The organism is Mariniflexile aquimaris (genome assembly GCF_042676825.1).
Taxonomy (GTDB): Bacteria; Bacteroidota; Bacteroidia; order Flavobacteriales; family Flavobacteriaceae; genus Mariniflexile; species Mariniflexile aquimaris.
This window is the reverse complement of sequence record NZ_JBHTIB010000008.1, coordinates 296,236-314,116: the sequence shown is the minus strand read 5'-3', so window position 1 is coordinate 314,116 and position 17,881 is coordinate 296,236. Positions and strand designations below refer to the sequence as shown.

Genomic DNA, 17,881 nt, shown 5'->3' with positions numbered 1-17,881 from the left:
ACTATGAAACACTTACTTAAAACATTACCATTACTGGTCATCCTATTTGTGGTAACATCTTGCAGCTCTGTGAGAGTTGCTGTCGATTATGACAAAAATGCCAATTTTTCGACCTACAAGACCTTTGCTTTTTTTAAAACTGGAATTGACAAAGCTGAAATCAGCGATTTAGATAAGCGCCGAATTTTACGTGCCATAGAAGCCGAAATGTTATCTAAAGGCTTTACAAAATCAGACAACCCAGATTTATTAGTGAGCCTTTTTACCAAGTCTAACCAACGTGTTGATGTGTACAACAATGCCTGGGGCTATGGTGGCTGGGGCTGGGGCGGATTCTACCACCCATGGGGTTGGGGCTGGAACCAACCTAACGTTTCTACCAGAACTGAAGGCGTATTGTATATCGATTTAATTGATGCCAACAAAAAAGAATTGATTTGGCAAGGAATGGGTACAGGATACTTAACTCAAAACATGGAGAAAAAAGATGAACGTATTAAAGAATTCGTCGCTGAAATTATGTCAAAATATCCCCCGGGAATGACAAAATAAAATGTTTAAAAAAAGCAACTTGAAAGAGTTGCTTTTTTATTTAAGGAAAATAAGGTTTTGCATGCCCATTATCTACTAACCACTTATTGATATCGAGACCATCAACAATAATATTGGCTAAATATCGGCCATACTTACCTTGTTTATCTTTGTAAGAATGAATTTCCACTTCCTTATTTAGTATCATTTCTCTTACCAAATCTCTTACTACAATGCCAGCTTGTTTTTCAGCACCGCGTAATTCTGGTGTATCAATTCCATAAAGGCGAAGTTTCATTTCCTGAAAATGTAAAAACCCTAAATCTACTATTGCAGTAACCGTATCTCCATCGTAAACATCGATAATTTTCGCTTTATAATTATACATAACTCATTCTTTTTTAATTAATTATATTCATATTTTATAAATATAATAAAATTCAAGTATTACTTGTTTAACGAATATTTGTAATTTTACTAAACAACGTCATATAAAAATCTCATGTCTAACGCTATAGAATCAAATCCTATTTTAAATCGTTTGCCTAAGCACTTGCTGCAGTTTGTCAAGCCTCAAAACTACGAGGACTATTCTGCAATAGATCAAGCAGTGTGGCGCTATGTAATGCGTAAAAATGTCGATTTTCTTAAAACGGTCGCACACACATCGTACATAGATGGTTTAAAACAAACCGGAATCGCTATCGATAACATTCCCAATATGTATGGTATGAACCGCATTTTAAAAGACATAGGTTGGGCAGCTGTGGCGGTAGATGGCTTTATTCCGCCCAATGCCTTTATGGAATTTCAGGCTTACAATGTCTTGGTTATTGCAAGTGATATCAGGCAACTGGAACATATAGAATATACGCCCGCACCAGATATCATTCATGAAGGTGCAGGACATGCGCCTATTATTGCGAACCCAGAATATGCCGAATATTTAAGACGTTTTGGCGAAATTGGATGTAAAGCCATATCATCTGCTAAAGATTACGAATTGTACGAAGCTGTAAGATATCTTTCCATTATTAAAGAAGCGCCCAATACACCCGAAAAAGCTATTGCTGCGGCAGAAAAAAAGGTAGATGAATTGCAAAATAATATGGGAGAACCCAGCGAAATGGCACTTATTAGAAATTTGCATTGGTGGACTGTTGAATATGGTTTAATTGGCACGCTTGAAAATCCTAAAATTTATGGAGCAGGATTGCTCTCGTCTATTGGCGAAAGCGCCTGGTGTATGACAGATGCCGTAAAAAAAGCACCTTATTCTATGGAGGCGGCTTTTAAAAATTTTGACATAACCAAACCACAACCTCAACTATATGTAACACCAGATTTTGCGCATTTAAGTTTGGTGTTAGAAGAATTTGCTAACACCATGGCGCTTCGCAAAGGCGGCCTATTGGGTGTTAATAAACTTATACAGTCTAATGCTTTAGGAACGATAGAACTAAGTACCGGATTAGAGATTTCTGGCGTTTTCTCTAGTGTGCTAGAAGACAGCGGCAACCCCATTTACATCCAAACAACCGGTGCGACAGCTTTGTCTTATCGGGAAAAAGAACTAGTAGGTCATGGTACTAATTCCCACAGTAAAGGATTTGGGTCGCCTATTGGAAAACTTAAAGGCATTAATTTAGCGATTGAAGATATGAGTCCGCGCGACTTAAGCGCCTATCACATTTACGAAGAAAAAACGGTTACTCTAGAGTTTGAAGGTAATATTACTGTTTCGGGCGATATTATTACTGGTAAACGAAATCTTCAAGGAAAAATAATTCTTATTAGCTTTAAAAATTGCACGGTGAAACATAACGATGCCATTTTATTTAAACCTGAATATGGCATTTACGATATGGCTGTTGGAAAATCAATTGTTTCAGCATTTTCTGGTCCTGCCGATTTTAACAGTTTCGATTTAATTACCCATGTGCCATCAACAAAAACCATTCATATTAAAAAATCTGCTAAACGCATACAACTAGAAGCACTTTACCAGCAAGTGAGAGATTATAGAGAAGGTAACAACAGAACCATTTCCAGAACAAAAACTTTAGAAGAACTCATAGAAAACCATCCATCCGACTGGTTATTACCCGTAGAATTGTATGAACTCGCTTTTATTGGAAATGAAACAAATTTATGCGAAGCCATTAAAAATCATTTAGAACGTATTAAACAAAATAAGCCTGAAGTAGGAGGTTTAATTGATGATGGATTGGCTATTATTGAGAAGCAAGCTGTAGGCCGTAGGCTTTAGGCTGTAGGCGATTTTAACTACCTAAATCGTTTCAAAGTGTTTTTAGTAAACTTACTTAGCACTAAGGTTCCACTAATTTCGGCGCGTTCGTTTAAAAGCGTGTCCCAATGTGCTGTACCTTCCCAAAAAACAGACTTCATGCGTTTTAGGGCTTCAGGGTTGTAATTGCTTAGTTTTTCTGCTAATTCACTTATGGCATCATCTAAAGCTTCAACGGTATCAAAAATTTCGGCATATAACCCCTTGCTTTTAGCATATTCCGCAGAATAAAAGGTTTCTGCATTAATGGTTAATTCAGATGTGGCTGCTACACCAATTTTTCTGGTTACTGCCGGTTCAATAACAAAAGGACCGATACCAATACTCAGTTCACTTAACCGTATGGCGGCAAATTTTGTTGCCAAACAAAAATCGGTTGCAGCGGCTAACCCAACGCCACCACCCACAACTTTTCCCTGTACGCGACCAATTATAAGTTTTGGACACCTACGCATGGCGTTTATTACCTTAGCAAATCCGGAAAAAAATGCTTTTCCCTGTTCAACATCCTCAATAGCCATAACTTCGTTAAAACTGGCGCCTGCACAAAAGGTTCTATCGCCACCACTTTTTAGAACTATCACATTAACTGCCTCATTTGCCCCTGCATCATCTATGGCCTCTTTTAGCTTCTGTAAAATAGCACTAGGCATAGAATTTTTATTAGGATGATAAAATTCGATATATCCAACTCTATTTTTAATGTTTATGTTAACGTAAGGTTCTATCATTTTAAAGGTGATTTTTACTGTCTTTTTAAAGCTTCAAGATACATATTTTTTTAATGTATTGTTAAGCAACTTATGTTACCTTCACTTTAAAAATAATTAAAGTAATTTGCCGAAAAATTAATATTATATGGGATTATTAAATTTAATATTTGGAAACAAACAAAAAATGATAAAAGAATTTCAAACACGAGGCGCCATTATTTTAGATGTAAGAACAGCAGGTGAATATACTCAAGGCGCCATAAAAGGCTCAAAAAACATACCGCTACAAAACATTACATCGCAAATAAATACGATTAAGAAATTAAACAAACCAGTTATTACTTGTTGTGCGAGTGGCATGCGTTCTGGAAGTGCTGCCAGCATCTTAAAAAGTAATGGTATTGAAGCTTTAAATGGCGGAGGCTGGATGAGTTTAAATAATAAACTATAGTTTAAAAACACCCAGTTTGTCTTGACTACTAATGGTGGTTTCGTTGTATTTTAGGGTCCAACCGAGAGAATTAGTTAAGATATAGAATTTAGACAATTCGCTTATTAACCTATTTTTAGCATTCGACTTAATTTCTGAATTCTCAAGTTTTTTAACTAGAGATTTTTTAACGGTTTCTTTTATATCGTTATAATCTTTTGCTTCAAATGCATTAAAATAATCGGCTTGTATGTCGTAATATTCTAAATCTGGATTAATTTTTATTTCTGCTTCAGGAATACTTAAAATAGTTAATGTTTTAGTGGATTCATCAATCTTGTATTCAATAAGACTTAAATCATACGACACAAACACATCGGCGTTTACTACAATAAGCGCCTTTTTTTCTGAAGTAAAAAACGATCCGAAAATTTCTTTGGAGTTTCTGTAATTGAAAACTTCGCTGAAATGCCCTTCGGTAACTATAAGCTTTCCAACATTATTAATTTGTTCTTGAATGAGTGCAGAGCTTTCTTGAAGCACTATCTTATCGTCATTTTTATTGTCGAAATATTTATAAATAAAAAAGATGGCAATTAAAATAACAACCCCATAAATAATTTTTCGCATGACAGTATTTTTTTGCGAAAGTTATTAAAATAGAATGATAATTTTTAAACTAAATGAGGTTGTTTTTTTTAGCTTTTTCTACGGCTTCTAACTTATTATGCACTTGCAGTTTTTTGTAAATATTTTCTATATGCTTTCTAATAGTGCCTGTAGATAAAAAAAGATTTTCGGCTATTAAATTATAACTTAAACCTTTACTTAACTGCTCTAATACCTGAATTTCTCTCTCAGAAAGTTTTATATCGTCTTGGTTAGTTTTACAGCTAAAATCTACGGGGTTTCTTAATAATTTTAATGTTTTTAGTGCGATTGATGGATTCATAGCGGCACCACCGTTTAAAGTTTCAACAATACCGTCGTGCAAATCTTTAGCATTAATCTCTTTTAGCAAATAGCCGTCTGCCCCTGCTTTTATGGCTTTAAAAATATTTTCATCATTATCAAAAACGGTAAGCATGATAATTTTTATTTGCGGGTATTTTTGTTTTACTATTTCTGTAGTTTCTATGCCATCTAATACTGGCATTTCAATATCCATTAAAATTAAATCTAAGTTATGATTTGCATCTAATTGCGTTAATAAATCTGATCCATTCAATGCAACGAACTTTACCGTTAAATCGTTAAAGAAAGACAGTTTTTCTTTAACCGCATTTATTAAAAAAGTATTGTCATCAGCTATGGCTATTTTTATATTCATTAGCAATATCTTTTATTTGTTATACTTCAAACGTTATTGTTGTTCCTTCATTTTCTTTTGTTTCAACATTTAGGTTAGAACCCATTTCGCGCACACGCTTTTTCATATTGTTAAGTCCGTTGCCAAAGGCTATCTTATCTAAATCAAATCCTTTACCATCATCAATAACACTTATTTTTAAAGAATTCTCAAGTTTTTTAAAGCTAACGGTTATTGTTTTGGCGTCGGCATATTTAACGGCGTTATTAATGGCTTCTTGCACAATTCTATAAATATTCATTCCCGCGACGGAAGTAAATTTTAGCGATTCAGAAAGTTTCTCATCTATATTAAATTCAAAATGAATTCCTGAAGATGCCACTTTGCCTTTATCAATAAAATTAGAAATTCGCACCTGTAAATCTTCCATAGAAATTTCATTTTTATTCATTGCCCAAATAGTATCACGCAACTCGTAAATGGTTTCTTTAGTAAATTCACTTATACTAGTTAGTTTGCTGGTTAGTTGCTGGTTGGTAATTTTAAATCCGTATTGTAAATTATCAATAGTTGAAATGATGAAGGTAAGTTGAGCTCCAATATTATCGTGTAAATCTCTAGAAATCGTTAAACGCTGTTCTTGTAATTGATTTTGATTTTCAATTTTAATTAAAGCTTCTTTAAGTTCGCTTTCCTTTTGAAGCTGTTTGTTTTTAAGTTTTTGTTGTTTAAGCAGCAAATACCCAAGTATAGCCACAACAATTGCTAAAATACCCAAACCAATAATTTGCGTGTTTTTTTGATTGATATGAAGTTCTTTTTCGGCTAAATTGGCGCGTTGTGATAAGATTTCTTTTTCTTTCTTTTCGGTTTCGTATTTAATTTCGAATTCTGATATTTTGTCTTTTAATGAGTTTTTAGAGAGCTCTTGTTCTACCTCATATTGTTTTTTAAAATAGTTATAGGCCTGCTTAAAATTGTTTTTCTTCTCATAAAGAAGCGCTAAATTTTTGTAAATACTTGCAATATCCGATGGGTTTTCTGCTTCAATTATTAGCGGTAATGCTTTTAAGAAATAATTTTCGGCATCGGTAAGCTTGTTAATTTTTGAATAATTCACGCCTAAATTAAGATAGGTTACTCTTAATGTCTGACTGTCTTTAGCTTGTTCCGCTTCATCTAAAACAGATTTGTATATCTCAATGGCTTTTTGGGGTTGGTTTCTCACGGTAGCTAATTGCGCCATACCTGCTTTCGAAAAAAGAATTACTTTGGCGTAGTTAACCTCTTTTGCTTTTTCTACCGCCAATTGGTAATGCTGCTCTGCTTTTGCATAATATAAGGTATCATTATTCTTTTCGCCTAGTTCTTTATACATTCCTGCAACGTTGTATAAACTATTAGCAATATCTATCTTACTGGTACTGTTTTTCTTAATTTTTAAGGACTGCAAATAAAATTCCAGAGCTTTTTCGTACTCTTTCATATCTTCATAAATCAGACCGATGTTGTTAAACGACTTTCCCAAAGCTGTTGAATCGTTTAATTTTTCGGCAAGTTTTATGGCTTCTCGATGCACATCTAAAGATGCCTCTGCTTGACTTAAATACGACATAGCTAATGCTTTGTTGTTTAAATAGCGTAATTGATCGACTTCATTTTTTTCCTTCTTTGCTAATTGAAGTGCTTTATCAAAATTTGATAACGCTGTTTTAAAATCGCCTTTATAAAAATTTAAAACACCAAAATCGCCATAGTACTTGTTATATAGAAAATAATCGTATTTGTTTTTAAGCTTTTCCCAAGATTTTTGGTAATATGACGTGGAGGTTTCATAGTCGCCCTTAACAATAAATAACTGCGCATATTTTAATAAACTGTGAATGTGTATTTGCTCTAAATCATTCTTGCCTTCGGTGAATTTTAAGGTTTTTAAAATATAAACCTCAGCCGAATCTTTGTTTTGGTCGAAATATTGGTCTACTAAATTATGTAACGCCTCCGCTTTTTCCTTAGGAATTTTGCTCGTTTTATAAATTGCATTTAAGCTATCTATTTTCTTTTTTGAACTTTGAGAAAAGCCATATAAACCACAAATAATGAAGAGTATCGAGAGTAATAATTTTTTCATATGCTATTTGACATGTATTTCAAATATAAGTTTTTGCATTAAAATAATATCTCTGGTTATTTTAAAATAACGATTAAATAGTGTTGTGTGTAATTCTTCTAGTATTTGAACTTTTTCGTGGTTCGTTTGAAGTTTGCTCTGCGCCTGAATTATATTTTTCTGCAATTGAAAACAGATTTTGCTATTCATCTTTTTTTCAGAAATTAAATAAAAAACTACCTTAATAATGCAAAACACTACAACCAAAACCAACAAATAAATTCCGAGTATAAACAGATTATTAAACATAATGATTAATAAAAATGATGATGCTAATCGTTAAAAATGAGGCTTACATAAGTGCATAAAAAAACACCAATGGCACATCGTTTTTCCGAGTATAACAATTGGTGTTTTTAATTTGAACTGATTAATAGCAGAATAAATATAGCTTAATAACCTCAACCTCAATTAATTTTTCGACCAACCGTTAAAAAAAATGATTAAGCGCAATAAAGATCCTTATCACGCCTAATCGAACAAATCTCAACAACAAGATTTAGTTTTGTAAATTATAAGCGTAGATGGTTTTATCATTGGCTTTATAGTATAATACTCCAGCTATTTCATCTACCTGATACTCTGGCTTCTTATCTTTTAATAAAATTTCTTTATCAACTTTCCCTGTATCTTTATTTACTTTAACTAACCCCACACCATCATCAAGTTTTGTTAAAATGAATTGTGCATTTTCGGTTGCCGCTGTTGCTTTAAATCGTTTCGACATCATTTGAAATGATGCATCTCCAATTGAAGCAAACATATCTGCAGCCCGTTTGTTTTCTTTACCATAATCGTTATAGTTGCTCAAATCGTTAGCACTACCATAACTATTTGTTCTGTTCATTCCAGCTTTTGCAGCATGTGCCATTGCTAATCCAGTAGATGCAACGGCTACTACCCCAGAAAGCACTTTAACAAAGCCACTTTGAGATGGCGATTTGTAATATTCATGATAAATTTCTTTACCATCGTCTCCCAATAATGCCACATTTTGAGAAGAACTTAAAAACATTTTATTGTTCCTCATTTCCATAGCATTCGCAACTTCCTTTTCATCAAACTTAACATTTGCTAATTCTTTTACATTGCCTGAGTTCGCATCTATGGCATAAATAGTACCATCGGCCGCAATTAAATAACGATTTTTTGAACTATCGAACGTTGAAGCTACGGCAGCCGAATTTTTATACTTTAACGGTTTAGACCATACTTGATCACCCGTTTTTAAGTCAACTATATTGGCGTCTTCGCTGGTAATATAAATTAAACCTTGAGGCGATTGTGCCATTACCATAATATTCGCACCCGTCTTTAATGGTTTTTTAAACAGTGTTTGTCCATCAAAAGAAATTTTATTAATCCCTCCTTGTTGAATACCAAATAAAATACCATCATTTTGAACATAAAAATGTTGTACAAAGCCTTTGGTCTTCGGGGCTTTTTCCCATAAATCTTCACCAGAAGATGCGCTTAAAAAAGCTATTTCAGATTCTTCAGCAGCCACTTTATCACTAACAACCGCTATACCTTGAGGTAAAATTTGAAAATTCGATACGTTACCTTGCACCTTTCTGTCGTCTTTCCATAATTCTTCACCTTTACTTCCTATTTTATGAATTCGCGTGTTTTTTCCGTTGGTGGTCGTTTCAAATCCATAAATTTCTTTTTCAGTTTCATCGGCAACCATCCAGTTTATGCCTTTTATTTTGCATTCCCATAAATCGTCTCCTTTATGTGATTTAGCAAGCAATCCTTGAGCTGTTGGTATAATTAACATGTTTTTTAATAATAACGGAACACCGGTTACACTAAAATCTTTGGCAATACCTACTCTACCTGGTTTGTCTAAAAAGAAACTATAATCTAATTTTTGAGTACTTAAATCGTATACAGCGACTTTGGGAGTCATTTTTTCGAACTTATCGCCTTCTTTTTGAATTCCACTAACAATAAGCTTGTTTTGTGGTAAAACAATATTACAAGTATAAATCTGGTTCCAGTTATCGTTATCAGAATTAAAAATAACCTTGCCTGTAATATAGTTTATTACTGCTCTTTTGGTTTTTGCGAGTCCCGCAAATTTAGAATCTGCTCCCTGCGAAATCACGATATATGGAGAAGCGGGAATAAACTCTGTTTCTTCCGGTTTTAATTTTCCGAAACTATTGAATGTAAATGTTGGAACACTATGCTTAGGGTCGATACCAACTAATCCGTCGTTAGTGGCAGCAATAAGAACACCTCCAACGGTTAAGGTCATTTCGTTAATATTTGCACCTAAATCGTAGGTGTATTGAGGCGTTTCGGCCTTTTGAGCGCTCGCAAAATTCAGTATTAAACTAGCTGCGATAATTGAAAAAAAATGTTTTAAATTTCTCATTGTTGATTATGTTTATAATTAATAGCATCACAAATTTGCGTATAAACAACAATGGAATCAATACGACGAATTACGTATATTTAAAAGTCTGGGATATTAAAATCGAAAAAGGTTGCCTTTTACAAGGCAACCCAAAAACAATTTTTAGAATTTCTTCGATAATTTTTTTCCCTCAAAAATCAAATTCTAAGTGTTAACTTACAAAAAATATTTTACATAACGAAATTTTACATTAATATTAATACGTTTATCAAACCCGATATTAACAAAATAAATACAACACTTTGAATCGGATACATTTTTGATTTACAACTAATTAATGATTATTGCACAGCGATTGTTCTAAAAAACTATATGCGGAAAATAAGCCTGCAATTGCATTATTTTATGCTGTAAATTTTGAGTGAATTTCTTATGCGCTTCTGAGTTTGGATTAAAAGGTTTATGCTGAAGTCCCTTTTGCACCTCTTCAACCAACAGCATGGTTTTAATGGCGTCGGCAGCTATCCAGACTTCCTGAAACTTCTCCCAGATATAGTTAACAGCTAATTGATTTGGATGCACCATATCTTCGGCAAAAAAGCGATAATCGCGAAGTTCGTCCATTACAATTTCGTACGATGGAAAATAAAATGATTGTTGGTCTGCGCTTAAGGTTTTTTGATTTAAGAACTGATGAATCGCCGCTATTAAATGGGATTTACTACGAGTGTTTTCAACAAAACCATCTTTAATATGACGCACAGGTGAAACTGTAAAAATAATTGACACTTTAGAATTTACATTCTGTATTAGGCTTACAATATTCTGCAAAGACGCTGCAATTTCTTCAACCGAAAGTAATTCTTTAGAAAATTGCTTTTGAGGCACTTTATGACAGTTTCCCACAAGACTTTTGGATTCGATGAATCGATAGGCCCAAGCGGTTCCTAAGGTGATAATTACGTGGCTTGATTGTTGAATTTGTTGGTTTGTTGATTTAACTTGTTGATTCAAATTTTGCAACAATTCAACTTTTGATGGTGAACTTAATTTAGAATGTGCCTCAAAGCAATGCCACTGTTCGTTAAAAAAAAAGATATCCTTTTCTGAATATTCTTTTAGTTCGATTGCATTTAAAATTAACGATTCAATAGCTTTAGGTTGAAATAAAATACCAAATGGATTTTGAAGATTTCGAAACTTGAAATACGACAACTTATCCCCCATATTTTCAACAAAACAAGAGCCCAACAATAAAATGTTTGAATTGTAGTCTATAAGATTATTAGACTGCTTTTGTAATGGTATTTGGGTTTGTAATTTCATTTTTATACTTTCAAATGTTGGCTCGCAAAGACGCTATGGCGCAAAGTAGCCTTACAAATTGTTCACAATTCTTGTGATTCCGGTTTTTATTAACGGACTATTAAAATTAACTAATAATCCTAGTTTCAATCCTGATAATTTCAAGTAAGTAAGCAGTTGTTTTGGGTGTACAGGATGAATTTCTTCAACAGATTTTATTTCAACAATAACTTTGCTATCAATAATTAAGTCCGTTCTAAATCCTAAATCAAGTTTTCTATTTTTCCAAATTACCGGTAACGCCTTTTGTCTTTCTACGTGCAGCCCTTCATTGATGAGTTCAAAACATAAAACTTCTTCGTACACAGATTCTAAGAGACCTGGACCTAGCTCAACATGAATTTGATAACACTTATCTACAATGACACTTGAAATTTCATTCTCACTCATAAATAAAAAATCAGTACTTAAATCTTTGCGTCTCTGTGACTTTGCGAGACTATATCAAATACGCTTTCGCTGCCTCTAAAGCCTCATTAATCCCAGATGGGTTTTTACCGCCTGCTGTTGCAAAAAACGGTTGACCACCGCCACCACCTTGGATGTATTTTCCAAGTTCGCGCACTACTTGTCCAGCGTTTAATCCTTTACTCGCTACCAATTCTTTAGAAATATAACATGTTAACAAGGCCTTCCCTTCACTTTCGGTGGCAAACAACAAGAATAAATTATCAGCATTCGAACCCAAATCGAAACAAACATCTTTAATACCAGATGCATCCAAATCAAGTTTTTTTGCTAAAAACTGAATCCCATTAATATCTTGCAGTTCGTTTTTAAGCTCGCCAATTATGTTTTTAGCTTTATCTTTTAATAAAGCCTCTATTTGCTTTTTCAAACTTGTATTTTCTTCTTGTAAACTCTGAAGCGCTTTTACAGGCTCTTGTGCATTATTAAGCAACTCTTTCATTTCTAAATAAAGTCTGTTGTTCTCTGCATAAAAATCCTTAACTGCATCGTTAGTTATAGCTTCAATACGTCGAATCCCTGCAGCTACTGCACCTTCTGATATGATTTTAAAATGCCAAATGTCAGAGGTATTTTTTACGTGCGTCCCTCCACAAAGCTCTATAGACTTCCCAAAACGAATTGCTCGAACCGTATCGCCGTACTTTTCTCCAAACAAACTCATAGCACCTTCGGCAATGGCTTCTTCTTTTGGGACGTTTCGCATTTCCTCTAATGGCAATTTTCCTGCTATTCGTGCATTTACAAAATTTTCGACATCTTGTAATTCTTCATTTGTTAATTTAGAAAAATGAGAAAAATCGAATCTTAAATTTTTTGAATGTACAGCACTTCCTTTTTGCTCCACATGCGTGCCTAAAATTTCGCGTAAGGCCTGATGTAATAAATGGGTTGCAGTATGGTTGCATTCTGTTCTATAGCGCTGTTTGGCATCAACAACTGCCTGAAAGGATTCGTTAATATGCTTTGGTAAATTTTTAGCAAAATGAATAATAACGTTATTTTCTTTCTTGGTATCTAAAATGTACACCACGTCGCCATGAGAATCTTCCAAATAGCCTTTATCACCTACTTGTCCGCCACCTTCTGGGTAAAACGGGGTTAAATTAAAAACCATTTGATACATTTCGCCGTCCTTCTTAGACACTACTTTTCTGTATCGGGTTAATTTTACTTTGGCTTCTAGCCTATCGTAACCAACAAATTCTTCTTCTTTATCGTCAACTAAAATCGTCCAATCTTCGGTAGACATTTCACTGGCTGCACGCGATCGATTTTTTTGTTTTTGAAGTTCTTCGTTAAATCCTTTTTCATCTAAATTCAACCCCTTTTCGCTTAAAATAAGTGCTGTTAAATCGATAGGAAACCCGTAAGTATCATACAATTCGAATGCTTTTTCACCCGAAATAGTAGTTCCTTTTGTTTCTTCAACAATACGATTTAATAAAACCAAGCCTTGGTCTAGCGTTCTTAAAAACGATTGTTCTTCTTCTTTAATAACATTTTCAACCAATTGTTTTTGAGCTTTTAACTCCGGAAATGCAGACCCCATTTTATCGCTCAATACATCAACCAACCTGTATATAAAAGGCTCTTTTTTATCTAAAAAAGTAAAGCCATAACGCACGGCGCGTCGTAAAATTCTACGTATTACATAACCCGCACCTGTATTGCTTGGTAACTGCCCATCTGCAATTGAAAAAGCCACCGCACGTACGTGATCGGATATAACACGAATAGCAACATCAACTTTTTCTCCTGAAGCATCTGGATTACCGTATTTTTTATGAGTTATTGTTTCAATTTCTCGAATAATTGGGGTGAATACATCGGTATCGTAATTAGACTGAACACCTTGCAACACCATGCACAAGCGCTCGAAACCCATACCAGTATCAATGTGTTTATCTGGTAAACTTTCTAAGCTACCATTGGCTTTTCGGTTGTATTGCATGAATACTAAATTCCAAATTTCAACAACCTGAGGATGATCTTTATTTACTAATTCCTTCCCAGAAATTTTAGCTTTTTCTTCCGCAGAGCGAATATCAACATGAATTTCACTGCAGGGTCCACACGGACCTTGGTCGCCCATTTCCCAGAAATTATCCTTTTTATTGCCTTTTAAAATACGATCTTCGGTAATAAATTGTTTCCATAAATCGTAAGCTTCGGTATCCATAGGCAGCTTATCTTCTTCACTACCTTCAAAAACGGTTACATATAAAATATCTTTATCGATTCCGTAAACTTCGGTTAACAATTCCCAAGCCCAAGCAATAGCTTCTTTTTTAAAATAATCGCCAAAACTCCAGTTACCTAACATTTCAAATAAAGTGTGATGGTAGGTATCATAACCAACCTCTTCTAAATCATTATGTTTTCCAGAAACACGCAAGCATTTTTGTGTATCGGCAATGCGATTATTTTTTGGCTGGGCATTCCCTAAAAAGTATTCTTTAAACGGTGCCATCCCCGAGTTTACGAACATTAAAGTTGGATCGTCTTTAAGAACCATTGGTGCCGACGGAACTATGCTGTGCTTTTTATCTTCAAAAAAACTTAAGAATTGAGATCGAATATCTTGTGACTTCATGCGTAATATTTATTGTTTTTTAATGCTTGCATGCAGTTCGCTTTTAAAAATTTGGTTCTTCGTCAAACTTTTATACATGCACATTTTATTTATTTAAAATGGTTACTGTGTTGTTATATTATTTTATTTACAAAACAATTTTTATCTTTACTGTTTACAAAAACATAAATCCTATGTTTGTTTTATTATGCTAATCATACATAATAATATTTTGTGGATTTAGGCGTTTGCTATAAAAATCGAATATGTATGGCATTTATTTAAAGTGCAAAAATAGTATAAATTAAGAAATGAGTAAGGTAAAATATTATTACGATGCAGAATCGTTATCATACAAGAAAATAAAGCGCAAAAAAAGAACAACTTTAAAGTATGCATCTGTATTTTTATTAGGAGCGGCTCTATTTGGATTTTTATTTGTTTTTTTAGCAAGTCAGTATGTAGAATCGCCAAAAGAACGTGCTTTAAAACGAGAATTACAGAACTCCCAATTGCAATTTGAGTTATTAAATAAAAAAATGAAGGAAGCCGAGGCTGTATTGGCTAGTGTTGCTGAAAGGGACAACAATATTTATCGGGTGTATTTTGAAGCAAATCCCATTCCAGATGAACAGCGTAAAGCGGGATTTGGTGGTATCAACCGATACAAAAATTTAGAAGGGTTTGATAATTCCAAATTAATTATTGAAAGTAACAAGCGCTTAGATATTCTTCAAAAACAAATTGTGGTACAAAGCAAATCGCTTGATGAAATAGCTAAATTAGCAGCAGAAAAAGAAAAACTTTTGGCTGCCATTCCTGCTATTCAGCCAGTTAGAAATCAAGATTTAAAAAGAATGGCTTCGGGTTACGGTATGCGATCTGACCCGTTTACGAAAGTTAGAAAAATGCACTATGGAATGGATTTTAGTGCGCCAAGAGGTACACCTATTTACGCTTCAGGCGATGGAATTATAGAACGTGCTGACAATACTGCAACCGGTTATGGTAATCATATTAGAATAGATCATGGTTACGGTTATGTGAGCCTTTATGCGCATTTATACAAATATAACGTTCGAAAAAACCAAAAGGTTAAACGTGGTGATTTAATTGGATTTGTTGGTAGTACAGGACGTTCTGAAGCACCGCATTTACATTATGAAATATTTAAAGATGGCGAGCGCATTAACCCTATTAACTTTTACTACGGAAGTTTAACAGCCGAAGAATTTAATAAAATGTTAGAGCACGCATCATTAGAAAACCAATCTCTAGATTAATGTACATAGATTTACCCGAAAAACGATATTATAGTATTGGCGAAGTGGCCAAAGCATTTGGTGTAAACGCATCACTTATACGGTTTTGGGAGAAAGAGTTTGATGCTCTAAAACCAAAAAAAAATGCCAAAGGAAATCGGAAATTTACGCCTGAAGACATAAAAAATCTTAAATTTATTTATCATCTAGTAAAGGAAAGAGGATTTACTCTTGATGGTGCCAAAATTCATTTAAAAGAAGAAAAGCAAGAAACACTTACAAATTTTGAAATTATTAGTAAATTAGAAGATGTAAAAAATCAACTCATAAAAATAAAACAACATTTGTAACATTTTTTAAGAAAGTACTACTTACTAGATAATCAAACTATAAATCTCAAAAATTAATTAAAATGAAAAAATGGCTTATTCCTGTTATCGTTATTGCCGTGATAGTTTTCGGACTTTATTCTTGGGCAAAAGGATTCAATAACACCGCTGTAAACTTTAAAGAAACCGCAACCAGAAGTTGGGGAGACGTAGAAAGCAGCTATCAGCGCCGAAATGACCTAATAGGCAATTTGGTGAAAACAGTGCAAGGAGCGGCCGATTTTGAAAAAAGCACTTTAGAAGCTGTTATTAAAGCGAGAAGCGAAGCCACAAAAACAACAATAGACGCGAATAATTTAACACCAGAAAATATGGCGCAGTTTCAGGAAGCGCAAAGTGGTTTAACTGGTGCATTATCAAGATTATTACTTGTGGTGGAAAGATATCCAGAACTAAAAGCGAATCAGAATTTCTTAGAACTACAGGCGCAATTAGAAGGTACTGAAAACAGAATTAATGTGGCTAGAGACCGCTTTAATGAAGCTGTGGAGCCATATAATAAGCATATTAAAATATTTCCAAATTCATTATTAGCAGGTTTATTCAATTTCGACCAAATGAATTATTACAAAGCAGACGCAGGAAGCGAAAAAGCTCCTGACGTGGAATTTGATTTTAAATAAAAATTACGAGATTTTCTCGCACACTCATGCCCAATAAAGTTGAAGATTTTTTAACAAGCAGTGAAGAACAGGAGGTTATTGAAGCCATTAGAATAGCTGAATTAAACACCTCTGGCGAAATACGAGTACATATCGAAAAAACCTCTAAAGGCGATGCTACCAATCGTGCTTTAGAGGTTTTTTATATGCTAAAAATGGACAATACTAAACTTCAAAATGCCGTTTTAATTTATGTGGCTGTTGAAGAAAAAACATTTGTAATTTACGGCGACAAAGGTATTAATGATGTGGTTTCGAAAAACTTTTGGGATAGCACAAAAGATATCATGCAAGGGCATTTTAAAGCTGGGAACTTTAAACAAGGATTGATTGACGGTATTATAAAATCTGGGGAACAACTTAAAAAATATTTTCCATACCACGCTTCAGATACAAACGAACTCACTAACGAAATTTCTAAAGGGTGAAGTATTTAGTTTACAGTTTTCGGTCTCAGTTTCTAGTTTTCGGTCATCGGTCTATAAACAACTATAGCACTATTGTACTTGCTCTTTTCTGTTTTCTTTTTAGTTTCAATGCGGTGTTCGCACAGTTTGATATTCCAAAAAAACCAGATTTTCAAACGAGTGTTTACGACTACATTAACCTATTAACTCCAGTTCAAAAAAACGATTTAGAACAAAAATTAATAAAGTATTCTGATACCACTTCCACTCAGATTGTAGTAGCCATTATTACATCTACCAATGGAGAGAATATTAATTATTTAGGTGCCAATTGGTTGACAAAATGGGGTATTGGGCAAGCTAAAGAAGATAATGGTATTCTTATAATTTTAGCGAAAGACGACCGGAAAATAGCCATAAATACGGGTTATGGGGTCGAGCATTTACTAACCGATGCTATGTCTAAGCGTATTATTGAAAATAACATAATTCCGTTTTTTAAACAAGATGATTATTATGGAGGATTAAATAAAGGCGCAGATGCCATTTTTGAAGTCTTAAATGGCGAATATCAAGGCACACGCAAAACATCAAATAAAAAAGAATTTCCTGCCGAATTAGTAATAATTCTAATCTTCATTTTTATTATTATCGTTTTGTCCATCTCAAAAAACAGACGCGGCGGCGGCAATAGTGGAAACCGAGGAAACAAATCGGATGTTATGGATATTTTCGAAGCCATTATATTAAGCAATATGGGTCGCGGCAATTACCGAGGCGGTGGCTTTGGCAGCGGCTCTGGTGGTGGCTTTGGCGGCGGCGGCGGTTTTGGAGGTGGCTTCGGTGGAGGCTCTGGCGGCGGCGGCGGCGCTTCTGGTGGATGGTAATTTTGGGGATTGGGTGTTAGTTGTTGGGTGTTAGTTGATA

At 34.1% G+C, this 17,881-nt stretch carries 17 protein-coding genes; 8 read left to right on the top strand and 9 right to left on the bottom strand.

Translation table 11 applies throughout. The annotated features are described in order from the left end of the window. Positions 1 to 3 precede the first annotated feature (3 nt). Positions 4 to 552 carry a DUF4136 domain-containing protein gene (locus ACFQ0I_RS06255; protein ID WP_379940447.1) on the top strand — a complete coding sequence of 183 codons (549 nt, stop codon included), beginning with the start codon at positions 4 to 6 and terminating at the stop codon, positions 550 to 552. Positions 553 to 592: 40 nt separating this feature from the next. On the opposite strand, the gene ACFQ0I_RS06250 is transcribed toward ACFQ0I_RS06255, so the two are convergent. Further along, positions 593 to 919, bottom strand: coding sequence for a thermonuclease family protein (locus ACFQ0I_RS06250; protein WP_379940445.1), 327 nt, complete (start codon positions 917 to 919; stop codon positions 593 to 595). A 114-nt stretch (positions 920 to 1,033) separates the two neighbouring features. On the opposite strand from ACFQ0I_RS06250, the gene ACFQ0I_RS06245 reads away from it, so the two are divergent. Further along, the gene (locus ACFQ0I_RS06245; RefSeq protein ID WP_379940443.1) at positions 1,034 to 2,800 is read left to right on the top strand and encodes an aromatic amino acid hydroxylase; all 1,767 of its coding nucleotides are present in this window, start codon (positions 1,034 to 1,036) and stop codon (positions 2,798 to 2,800) included. 17 nt (positions 2,801 to 2,817) lie between these two features. On the opposite strand, the gene ACFQ0I_RS06240 is transcribed toward ACFQ0I_RS06245, so the two are convergent. Continuing rightward, positions 2,818 to 3,570: an enoyl-CoA hydratase/isomerase family protein gene (locus ACFQ0I_RS06240; RefSeq protein ID WP_379940441.1), complete on the bottom strand. Its 753-nt coding sequence runs from the start codon at positions 3,568 to 3,570 to the stop codon at positions 2,818 to 2,820. 127 nt (positions 3,571 to 3,697) lie between these two features. On the opposite strand from ACFQ0I_RS06240, the gene ACFQ0I_RS06235 reads away from it, so the two are divergent. Next, the gene (locus tag ACFQ0I_RS06235) at positions 3,698 to 4,003 is read left to right on the top strand and encodes a rhodanese-like domain-containing protein (protein WP_379940439.1); all 306 of its coding nucleotides are present in this window, start codon (positions 3,698 to 3,700) and stop codon (positions 4,001 to 4,003) included. Here the strand turns inward: ACFQ0I_RS06235 and ACFQ0I_RS06230 are convergent. From ACFQ0I_RS06230 to alaS, 7 genes are all read right to left on the bottom strand, one after another. Further along, positions 3,998 to 4,612 carry a DUF4230 domain-containing protein gene (locus ACFQ0I_RS06230; protein ID WP_379940437.1) on the bottom strand — a complete coding sequence of 205 codons (615 nt, stop codon included), beginning with the start codon at positions 4,610 to 4,612 and terminating at the stop codon, positions 3,998 to 4,000. The genes ACFQ0I_RS06235 and ACFQ0I_RS06230 overlap by 6 nt on opposite strands. A gap of 49 nt (positions 4,613 to 4,661) precedes the next feature. Beyond that, positions 4,662 to 5,312, bottom strand: a complete 651-nt coding sequence (locus tag ACFQ0I_RS06225; RefSeq protein ID WP_379940435.1) for a response regulator — start codon at positions 5,310 to 5,312, stop codon at positions 4,662 to 4,664. A 19-nt stretch (positions 5,313 to 5,331) separates the two neighbouring features. After that, complete coding sequence (locus ACFQ0I_RS06220; RefSeq protein ID WP_379940434.1) at positions 5,332 to 7,422, bottom strand: tetratricopeptide repeat-containing sensor histidine kinase; 2,091 nt, start codon at positions 7,420 to 7,422, stop codon at positions 5,332 to 5,334. A 538-nt stretch (positions 7,423 to 7,960) separates the two neighbouring features. Further along, on the bottom strand, positions 7,961 to 9,844 hold the full coding sequence (locus ACFQ0I_RS06215) for an outer membrane protein assembly factor BamB family protein (RefSeq protein WP_379940432.1): 1,884 nt from the start codon (positions 9,842 to 9,844) through the stop codon (positions 7,961 to 7,963). Between the two features lie 342 nt (positions 9,845 to 10,186). Next, a complete protein-coding gene (locus tag ACFQ0I_RS06210) occupies positions 10,187 to 11,152 on the bottom strand; it encodes a GSCFA domain-containing protein (RefSeq protein WP_379940431.1) in 966 nt (321 codons plus the stop codon). Positions 11,153 to 11,203: 51 nt separating this feature from the next. Next, positions 11,204 to 11,581 (bottom strand): GxxExxY protein, encoded by a 378-nt coding sequence (locus tag ACFQ0I_RS06205; RefSeq protein WP_379940429.1) that lies wholly within the window; start codon positions 11,579 to 11,581, stop codon positions 11,204 to 11,206. A gap of 49 nt (positions 11,582 to 11,630) precedes the next feature. Then, positions 11,631 to 14,255, bottom strand: coding sequence for an alanine--tRNA ligase (gene alaS, locus ACFQ0I_RS06200; protein WP_379940428.1), 2,625 nt, complete (start codon positions 14,253 to 14,255; stop codon positions 11,631 to 11,633). A 290-nt stretch (positions 14,256 to 14,545) separates the two neighbouring features. Between alaS and ACFQ0I_RS06195 the strand changes: the two genes are divergently transcribed. The 5 genes from ACFQ0I_RS06195 to ACFQ0I_RS06175 all read left to right on the top strand — a co-directional run bounded on the left by ACFQ0I_RS06195 (position 14,546) and on the right by ACFQ0I_RS06175 (position 17,841). After that, entirely contained in the window at positions 14,546 to 15,517 is a 972-nt protein-coding gene (locus ACFQ0I_RS06195) for a M23 family metallopeptidase (RefSeq protein WP_379940426.1), read from the top strand. After that, entirely contained in the window at positions 15,517 to 15,846 is a 330-nt protein-coding gene (locus ACFQ0I_RS06190) for a MerR family transcriptional regulator (RefSeq protein ID WP_379940425.1), read from the top strand. Before ACFQ0I_RS06195 ends, ACFQ0I_RS06190 begins: the two co-directional genes overlap by 1 nt. A gap of 62 nt (positions 15,847 to 15,908) precedes the next feature. Next, on the top strand, positions 15,909 to 16,508 hold the full coding sequence (locus ACFQ0I_RS06185) for a LemA family protein (RefSeq protein WP_379940423.1): 600 nt from the start codon (positions 15,909 to 15,911) through the stop codon (positions 16,506 to 16,508). A gap of 26 nt (positions 16,509 to 16,534) precedes the next feature. Beyond that, positions 16,535 to 16,975 carry a TPM domain-containing protein gene (locus ACFQ0I_RS06180; RefSeq protein WP_379940421.1) on the top strand — a complete coding sequence of 147 codons (441 nt, stop codon included), beginning with the start codon at positions 16,535 to 16,537 and terminating at the stop codon, positions 16,973 to 16,975. Between the two features lie 71 nt (positions 16,976 to 17,046). Further along, entirely contained in the window at positions 17,047 to 17,841 is a 795-nt protein-coding gene (locus tag ACFQ0I_RS06175; protein ID WP_379941049.1) for a TPM domain-containing protein, read from the top strand. The last annotated feature ends 40 nt before the right edge of the window (positions 17,842 to 17,881 follow it).